Source organism: Sulfitobacter sp. EE-36 (assembly GCF_000152605.1).
Classification (GTDB): Bacteria; Pseudomonadota; Alphaproteobacteria; order Rhodobacterales; family Rhodobacteraceae; genus Sulfitobacter; species Sulfitobacter pontiacus.
Genome location: NZ_CH959310.1, coordinates 1766425 through 1775262 on the forward strand (window position 1 = coordinate 1766425; position 8838 = coordinate 1775262).

Sequence of the window (8838 nt, forward strand, 5' to 3'; positions counted from 1 at the left end):
TGCACTGTTGAAATAAGGCAAGAATGTGGCGTTCCACTTTAACCTTGGCTTTTATGTGTCTAAGCGGCTACCTTCTGCCTCAATAATACGTTTCGTTTTTTACGACGGACATAATCAGGCGGCTGCACGATGCGATCAACGCGTTGGCGGTCATAAAATTTCTCAGGTGTCGCGCGCAGAATGCGCACCGAGGTGGAGCAGATATTATGAAGACGATAGATTTCGTCGTTCGCGATCAAGCGGGCGCATTGCAGCGTGGCACGGTTGCGGAAAACGCAAACTTCCATGTTATCCAAGCGACATCAGGTCAGGAAATCTCGCTGAACCTGCGTCAGACCGATTTTCAATCGCATCAGCGGTCGGGCAACGATCTTATACTCACGCTGAATGACGGGTCGGTCATCACCATCGAGAATTACTTTAACGAAACCGGTGCCGCGAACCGCCTGTTCATTTCGTCAGATGGCTATCTGAACGAAGTCGCATTCGTCGAGGCCGAAGGCGGCGGGCTTTATGCGCAATACGGCCCGACCGAGCAGTGGGGCAAATGGAGCCCCTCTGACGATCTGATCTATCTGGGCCGCAGCGATGTGGCGTCGGTGCCGGGCGGTGTCATGCCGGGCGCGGGTGACGACGAAGTGTCGATGTTGGCAGCGCCCTTGCTGGGCGGCGTCGTTGGCGGTGGTGGTGCCGCGGCAGCAGCCGGTGCGGCAGTTGTCGGTGGTGCAGCTGTCATCGGTGGCGGCGGTGGTGGCAATGGCGGCAGCCCTTCGGTCGCACCTCCGTTCGTGAATGAGCCCGACGCAACCGGCACGGTCGGCGGCGACGGCGCGGTAGAGCAGGTCGTTGTCACTGGCGGCGGCGAGCCCGGATCGGATGTCGTGGTCACCATCGGCGATAAAGAAGTCACAACAACAGTTGGTGACGACGGCACATTCGAAGCCGTGTTCGAAGGCGATAACTTCCCCGACGACGGCACCTATGAAGCCGAGGTCGTCGTGACCACGGACGGCAATGAGATCGTGCTTGACGGGCCGAGCTTTGTCATCGACACCACAGCCCCCGCGGTCACCATGTCCGAAGGCACGCAGAGTGTCGGCGACTTCTTTAACGGTGACTCCTTTGCGAATGGCGTCACGCTGACCGGGAACGGTGAAGCAGGCGCGACCGTTGACGTGACCGTCGCGGATGTCACGCGCAGCACCACCGTCGGCGAAGACGGCACATGGTCCGTCACATTCGAACCCGGCACGCTGCAGGGGGGCGAATACGAGACAGAGGTGCTGATCAAGACCACCGATCAATACGGCAATACCTCCACCACCACCGAAACGCTGGTGGTTGATACCATCGCACCGACCGTCGCTGTGACATCGGGCACGCAATCCGTGGGCGACAGCTATAATGCCGCATCGTTTGGCAACGGTGTCACCCTGAACGGCACGGGGGAGCCCGGTTCAACCGTGCAGCTGACCATCGGTGGCATCACCCGCACCGCAACTGTGGGCGACAACGGCACATGGTCCGCGACATGGCAGGCGGGCACCTTGCCCGAAGGCGAATACGTCAGCGATGTCACCATCGTGACCACCGATGCTTTCGGCAACAGCTCCACCTCGACCGAGCAGCTGGTCGTCGATACCGTCTCTGAAGTCGCGATTGCGGCGGATACTGTCGAAGTTGACGGCGTGATCAACGCGGCAGAGCGTGGCGACGGCGTGACGCTGACCGGCACATCGCAGCCCGGGTCGACCGTTCAGGTCACCTTTGGGGGTGTGACCCGTGAAGCGGTGGTTGACGCAAACGGCAACTGGTCCGCAGATTTCGCGGCCTCCGAAATCCCGACGGGCGAGACGACGGCGACAGTGACCGCAGTCGCGACCGATGCGGCGGGCAACACGGCCACCGCAACCGGCCAAGTCGATGTCGATACCTTGGTCAACAACCTTGCCTTCACCGGCCAGACCGGCGGCAGCGACGGGGTTGTGAACGCGGCAGAGGCGGCGCAGGGCATCGTGATGACCGGCACGGTTGAACCCGGCTCGACTGTGATGGTCCAGCTTGGCCAGGTGTCGCGTGCGGCCACGGTTGCGGCGGACGGCACATGGACCGTCAGCTTCGCCCCCAGCGACATCCCCGCAGGCACCTACACCAGCACAATGACCGCCACCGCCACCGACGCGGCAGGCAACGTTGATAGCGTATCGCAGTCTGTTTCAGTCGATACCGAAGCCGGTTCGCTGACCATCAGCCCGCTGCCCGTCGAGGGCGACGACGTGGTGAACGCGGCCGAGGCAAGTGACGGTGTGGCCATCTCGGGCACCGCCGATGCGGGCGCCGTTGTGCAGGTCACGCTGGCAGGTGTCACCCATACGGTTGTGGCAAATGGCAACGGTCAGTGGACCGCCTATTACGCCGCGGGCGAAGTTGCCCAAGGCGTTTATACCGCCGACATTACCGCAACCACGACCGACGCGGCGGGCAACAGCCGCAGCGCCTCTGACAGCGTGCGCGTGGACACCCGCGTCGACAATCTGTCGCTGAACACCGTCGAAGGCGATGACATCGTGAGCGGGGCAGAGCGTCTGGCGAATGGCGGCGTTCTGGTCACCGGCACCTCTGAAATCGGCTCGTCCGTTGTCGTGTCGCTTGGCGCGGCATCGGTGAACGGCGCGGTGGATGCGAATGGCAACTGGTCCGTCACCTTTGCACCGGGTCAGGTGCCCGAGGGCACGATCAACACCACCGTTTCGGTCAAGGCAACGGATGCCGCGGGCAACTCTGCCACGGCAAGCCACGCGGTGCTGATCGATACGGTCGTTGATCCGCTCGACATGAACCAAGCGGGCGGCAGCGACGCTGTGGTCAGCGCACGCGAAGCCCAGACCGGCATTGATCTGAACGGTCAGGTCGAAGCGGGATCTAGCGTTGTGGTCAACTTTGACGGCACCAACTACACCGCGTTTGTGGACGGCGCGGGCAACTGGTCGGTCACGATCCCGCCTTCGGAAATCCGTCAGGGCACCTATGACGCCGACATCTCTGTCACCGCGACGGACCATGTGGGCAACATCGCGTCGATCACCGACACGCTCGCAATCGATACCTATGCGCCCGAAGGCCCCGTCATCGCGTCCTATACCCGCGATGGCGACGGTATCCGTGGCATCTCGACCGAGATCAGCCCCGATACGCTTGAGGTGCATCAGGTGAACGCAGACCGCTCCATCTCGGAAGTGGAATCCACCAGCTTTGACATCGACGCCATTGGCGAGCGTAACTTCCAGTTCGAAAGCAATGTGCCAGACGGGTCCGACCTGATTGTCACGGCCACTGACGCTGCGGGAAACTTTTCCGGCACGTATCTGGCGCTGGATGATGAAGCGGCGAACACGCAGTTGACCCTGACCAACGCGAATCTGGGAAACTACAACATCGAAACCGTTGATCTGCAGTTCGCCGAAGAGGCGCATCTGACGATCACGGAAACCGCGCTGGTCAACCTGTCGAGCAATACGAACGAACTGATCATCGACGGGCATAACGACGACACCGTGACAATCACAGGCGCGGTACGTGGCGGTTCAGAGGTGCGTGGGGATCAAACCTATGACATCTATACACTGGGCGACGAAGCCACGCTGATGATCGACAACGATATCAACGTCATCGTCTAAAGATTGCACCGCGCCCTCTGTTCAAGGGGGCGCGGTTGGCACACGCAGGCGGCAACGACCGCAGGCGTTTCCAGAATAAAAAAACCGGCACGTTAAGGGCAGGATAATGAGGCAGAGTGTAAAACGGGCAGGGGGCATGTGCGCAGCAGCGCTGGCCCTATCCGGCTGCATGTCGGATTTCGGCAGCGGCATGGTGCCCGGTGACCTGATGCAATCTGACATCGTTACCCGGTTCCGCACCCCCGATGCCTCGCAGGCGATCAAACCCACCTACGCCGAAATAATCACCGCAGACAGCCAGATCATCCAGGGTCTGGCGCTGCGGTCTTCTGTTCTGCCCGATGACACCGTGTCGGATCAGGTGGCCTCTGCCGTGCTGGCCGCCAACAGCCGCACCGCCGAGGCAGAGCTGCGCGCCGCCACCCTCCGCTCGGAAGCCGCAAGCAAGAACTGGTTGCCCAAGATCGGGCCGCAGGTCAGCCTGACATCCTTGGGGTCGCTGGCGGCCAATCTGGTGGTGGATCAGGTGCTGTTTGACAATGGCCGCCGTGCGGGTGAACGCGCCTTTGCCGTGGCCGATGTCGAGGTCGCTGCCGTGTCGCTGGCGCAAGACACGAACGACCGCGTGGCGACTGCGCTGAAGCTCTATACCAATGCGATCGAGGCGCGCGATACCGCCGCGCTGAACCGTGTCGCGCTTAAGGATATGACGCATTTCGAATGGGTGATGCAGGAACGGGTCAAAGGCGGCGTGTCCGATGTGTCCGACCTGACCATTCTGCGCCAGAAACTCCTTGAGATCCGCGCCACGCTTGATGCCTCCGTCGAACGCGAAGCCACGTCGATGTCAGAGTTGAACGCCATGTCGATCCGCCCGCTGGATACGCTGCACGGCTTGCCCGAAGTGCCCGTGAACAGCTTTGCCGGTGCGCCTTTGTCCGTGGTGCGTGCCGAGGCCGAAAAGACCCGCGCCATCGCCGCCGCCAAGGTGGAACGCGCCGGATTGCTGCCGGGGCTGTCGGCGGGTGCGACCATCGGTGAAGGGGGCGGCGCAGGGTTGAGCCTTGAATCGGATCAGCTTCTGGGTCTGGGCACAAAAGCCTCGCTTGATGCGTCGGCCATGGCCGAGGAAACCGCGACCCGCAAGGTCCGGCAATCGGTCGAGGATGCCAACCGCGCGCTGCGCCGTCTGGAGAAACAGCTGAGCGCCAAGACCCGTCAGGCCACCGAGGCCGCGACCCTTGCGGCACAGGCCAAACGCAACCTTGACCTGTTTCAGGAACAATATGACGCCGGTCAGCGTCAGGTTATGGATGTCGTCGGCGTCTACGAGACCTATTCGCGTCAGCAGCAGTCGCAGATCACCCTCAAGTACGAGGCCGTGCGTCTGAAGATCGAGATGGCGCAGATACAGGGCGTGTTGGCGGACGGGAGCGCGATTTGACCCAGAAGCCGACCTTTACGCTGACAATCACCAACGGCAATCAGGGTCGGATGGCGGCGGCGGATGCAGCCCGGCCCAAGGCAGAGAACGCCAACCGCCCCGAAGACCGTCTGATGGCGCGGGCAAAACTGGCCGCGACCTATGCCGGATTGCTGGGCGTCACCACCGCGCCACGCGACATCTTTGAAATCGTCGCCACGGCCCCCTTGCAGGGCAATGATCCGCAGGTAGAGGCCGAAGCACTGGCCCGCGGGATGGAAAGTGCAGGGCTGGTGACGCAAGTCAGCCGGGCGCGGGGGATCTCTAGGGATATGTGGCCTGCGCTGGCCTATATGACCTCGGGGCAGGTCTTGCTTGTCATGGGGCAGCAGCGTGGTGATCTGATCCTGTATGACACGACGTGCACCGACAATCGCGCGATGGTGCCGATCAGCGATTTCAAACCCTTCTTTGCGGGGCTGATCCTGCGGGCCGAAGCCTCGCTGAAAACGGTGGCCGAAACCCATAAGACCGATGGCGCGCCTGCGCATTGGTTCTGGGGGCAGTTCCCGCGCTTTCGCCGCCAGCTGATAGAGGTCGCGACGGGGTCTTTCGTGGCCAACCTGCTGGCCGTCGCTGTGGCGCTGTTTTCCTTGCAGGTCTATGACCGCGTGATCCCGCATCAATCCGAAGCGACGCTTTGGGTGCTTGCCGCCGGTGCGGGGCTAGCGTTGCTGATGGAAGCTTTCCTCAAGATGGCGCGGGCGCGTTTGATGGATGGGGCAGGGCGGCAGATCGAGCTGTCGGTGCAGGACATCCTGATGCGCCGGTTGCTGGGGATGCGGTCCGACACGCGCGGCCAAGCCCCGAACCAGCTGTTTTCCGCGATGCGCGAATTCGGGTCGGTGCGTGAATTCTTTACCGCGTCGACCATTGGCACGATCGCGGATATCCCCTTTATCTTCGTGTTCCTCTTCCTCGTGGCCAGCATTGCGGGGAATGTTGTGTGGGTGTTGGTGCTTGGCGGTATCCTGATGCTGGTGCCGGGGTTCTTTCTGCAAAAGAAAGCGATCCAACTGACGCAGGAGACCCAAGGCGCGTCGACCAAATCCTCGCGGCTGCTGCACGAGGCGATATTCGAGCTTGATACGGTCAAAACCCAAAGGGCAGAGGACCGCGTGCTGCGCCTGTGGACAGAGCTGAACACCCTGTCGTCCGTCAAATCGTCAGAGCAACGCAAGCTCGCGTCCTTCCTCACGTTCTGGAGCCAAGGGGTTCAGCAGGCCACCTATGTCGCGGCGGTCATCGTGGGCACCTATCTGGTGTTTGCGGGGGAATTTACCGTGGGGTCGATCATCGCGGTCGGTATCCTGACGGGCCGGACGCTGGGGCCGCTGACGCAACTGTCGGGTACCATGGCGCGGTGGGGCAATGTCAAAGGCGCGCTTGACGGGCTCGACGCGATTGTCGCCGCGCCGCAGGACACCGCAGAGGCGCGCACCTATCTGCGCCGTGAAAAGCTGAAAGGCCAGTTCGAACTGCGCGACGTGATCTTCCGCTACGAAGATGACGGCGCACCGACGGTGGACATCAAAGCCATGTTGATCCAGCCGGGGCAGCATGTCGCCGTGCTGGGGGCCAATGGATCGGGCAAATCGACACTGCTGAAGATGCTCAGCGGGCTTTATGCCCCGACTGAAGGCCGCATTCTGGTGGACGGCACAGAGCTGGGCCAGATAGAGCCGCGCGACCTGCGCCGGCTGATCGGCTATCTGGGACAGGACGTGCGCCTGTTCTCGGGCACGCTGCGCGACAACCTGAACCTCACCATGCTGGAACGCGACGACGACCGCCTGCACGCAGCCCTTGATTTCGCAGGGCTGGGGCCGTTCGTGCGCAACCACCACAAGGGGCTGGACCTAGAGATCAAGGACGCGGGCGCGGGCCTGTCCATCGGGCAGCGCCAATCCATCGGCTGGGCGCGCCTGTGGTTGCAGGATCCGGCGATCTGCCTTCTGGACGAACCCACAGCAGCGCTGGACCAAAGGTTGGAGGCAACGCTGGTCTCGCGGTTGCAAAGCTGGATGGCAGGGCGCACTGCGATCATCGCGACCCACCGCGCCCCGATCCTTGCGCTGACTGAACGCACGCTGGTGCTGCAGGATGGCCGCATGACCATCGACGGGCCCAAGGAAAAAGTGCTTGCCCATCTGGCGGGACAGAAGGGGCACGTCGCATGAGCAGTCTCAGCACCACGCCACTGGGCGCGCAGATGACGGGGCAGATGCGCGGGCCGTCCATGGTGATCTGGCTCTGCGGCGCGTCCGTGCTGGTCTTCCTGCTGTGGGCTGCCTTTGCATGGGTCGACGAAATCGTGCGTGCCGAAGGGTCGATGATTTCCAGCTCGCGACCCCAGATTATCCAGAACCTTGAAGGTGGTATTCTGGCAGAACTTGCCGTGGGCGAGGGCGATCACGTGGAGAAGGGCGACGTGTTGGCCCGTCTGCATGGCACCCAGTTCCAATCCGCCGTGGACGACCTGCGCGACCAGATCAGCGCCTTTGAAATCCGCCGTCTGCGCCTGGAGGCAGAGCTGGCCGGACAGTACGACTTTGACGTGCCCGACGCCTATGCCACGCGCACGCCAGATATCGTTGCCTCTGAACGGGCATTGCTGAAAGCGCGGCAATCGGACTTTGTCTCGCGCTCCGAAGGGGCGGGGCGGGTGCTGACCGAGGCGTTGAAAGAGCGTGAGCTGCTTGAGAATATGCTCAAGAAAAAGATCGTTTCGCTGATCGAGGTGACGCGCGCGCGCAAGACCCATGCGGATGCGCGGATCAAGCTGGACGAGATCGTCACCGGCACAGAGCTGGAGCGTGCGCAGGAATATTCCGATGTGCTCAAGGAACTGGCGACGCTGAAACAGAACCTCAAGGCGAGCACGGACCAGTTGAACCGCACCGTCCTGGTCAGCCCCCTGCGCGGCATCGTCAACAACCTGAGCGTGACCACCATCGGCGGCGTCGTGCGCCCGGGCGAGGAGATTTTGCAGATCATCCCGTTGGACGAAGAGCTTTTCGTCGAGGCCCGCGTCAAGCCCGAAGACATCGCCGGCGTGCGCCCCGGCCAGGAGGCGACGGTCAAGCTGTCGGCCTATGACTATACGATCTATGGCACGTTGAAAGGCACGGTCAAATTGATCTCGGCCGATACGTTCAAGGACGAACGATCCCGCGCGCCGGATGGGGATCCGCACTATAAGGTCACGTTGCAGGTGGACACAGAACACCTCACCCCGCGGCAGGCGTCTTTGCAGATCCGACCCGGCATGCAGGCAAGCGTGGAGTTGCACACAGGGTCAAAGACGGTTTTGCAGTATCTGTTGAAGCCGCTTTACAAGTCCAAAGAGGCGTTTCGGGAGCCGTAGGCGTGGCAAGGGAATGTCTCGGGCAAGCAGGCGGCTTGCTTCATGTCCATGCCCTTGGGCACCGGCAGACAATGGGCCGCAGGCGTCGCGACATATTCCGCATAGCCGCCACCGGGCAGCAGCGCGCATACCTTGTCACCGACAGCCAGACCGCTGACGCCCTCGCCCACGGCGGACACCACGCCCGAGGCTTCAAGCCCGGGCAGATCGCTGGCAGTGGGGGGCGGCGCATACATGCCCGCGCGTTGCAGCGCATCGGGGCGGTTCACACCGGCATAGGCCACTTTGATCACCACTTGCCCGTGAGCCGG

Annotated in this window: 4 protein-coding genes and 1 pseudogene; 4 read left to right on the forward strand and 1 reads right to left on the reverse strand. The window is 62.3% G+C overall.

Annotation, left to right across the window (positions count from 1 at the left end):
* Positions 1-206 precede the first annotated feature (206 nt).
* The 4 genes from EE36_RS11060 (at position 207) to EE36_RS11075 (ending at position 8527) form a co-directional block, all read left to right on the forward strand.
* Positions 207-3677 (forward strand): Ig-like domain-containing protein, encoded by a 3471-nt coding sequence (locus tag EE36_RS11060; protein WP_005852252.1) that lies wholly within the window; start codon positions 207-209, stop codon positions 3675-3677.
* A 106-nt stretch (positions 3678-3783) separates the two neighbouring features.
* The gene (locus EE36_RS11065) at positions 3784-5121 is read left to right on the forward strand and encodes a TolC family protein (protein ID WP_254655578.1); all 1338 of its coding nucleotides are present in this window, start codon (positions 3784-3786) and stop codon (positions 5119-5121) included.
* Positions 5118-7340, forward strand: coding sequence for an ATP-binding cassette domain-containing protein (locus tag EE36_RS11070; protein ID WP_005852256.1), 2223 nt, complete (start codon positions 5118-5120; stop codon positions 7338-7340). Before EE36_RS11065 ends, EE36_RS11070 begins: the two co-directional genes overlap by 4 nt.
* On the forward strand, positions 7337-8527 hold the full coding sequence (locus tag EE36_RS11075) for an HlyD family type I secretion periplasmic adaptor subunit (protein WP_005852257.1): 1191 nt from the start codon (positions 7337-7339) through the stop codon (positions 8525-8527). The genes EE36_RS11070 and EE36_RS11075 overlap by 4 nt, the downstream gene beginning before the upstream one ends.
* A gap of 11 nt (positions 8528-8538) precedes the next feature.
* On the opposite strand, the pseudogene EE36_RS11080 reads toward EE36_RS11075, so the two are convergent.
* Positions 8539-8838 (reverse strand): annotated as a pseudogene (locus tag EE36_RS11080) (alcohol dehydrogenase catalytic domain-containing protein); the annotation flags it as partial.